Annotated in this window: 1 pseudogene; it reads left to right on the forward strand. The window is 71.8% G+C overall.

Features of this window, described 5'->3' with window-relative positions:
• Positions 1–563 (forward strand): annotated as a pseudogene (locus KUM32_RS41635) (acyl-CoA dehydrogenase); the annotation flags it as partial.

Here is a 563-nt window from a genome sequence, read left to right on the forward strand (position 1 = left end):
CCTGCGACCTGATCGCCCCGGACACGCCGCTCCGTGACAAGGCGAGGGCAGGCGCGAAGGCGGGCGGCTTCTACGCCCGCTGGTTGCCCCGACTCGTGACGGGTGCGGGCCAGCTTCCGCGCTCGTACGCGCAGTTCCACCCACCCGGCCACCGGGACCTCGCCTCACACCTGCGCTACGTGGAGCGCTGCGCGCGCAAACTGGCCCGCTCCACCTTCTACGGCATGTCGCGCTGGCAGGGCCGTCTGGAGGCCAAACAGGGCTTCCTCGGACGCATCGTCGACATCGGCGCCGAACTGTTCGCGATGAGCGCTGCGTGCGTACGGGCCGAGCGGCTACGGTTGGACGGGGCGCACGGCGCCGAGGCGTACCGGCTCGCCGACGCCTTCTGCCAGCAATCCCGCGTCCGCGTCGAGGAGTTGTTCGGGCGCTTGTGGAGCAACACCGACGCCCTGGACCGCGCGGTGGCCTCAGACGTACTCGGCGGCGCCTACACCTGGGTGGAGGAAGGCATCCTCGACCCCAGCGGCGACGGCCCCTGGATCGCCGACGCGACGCCAGGC

It is taken from the genome of Streptomyces sp. AC627_RSS907 (assembly GCF_019049165.1).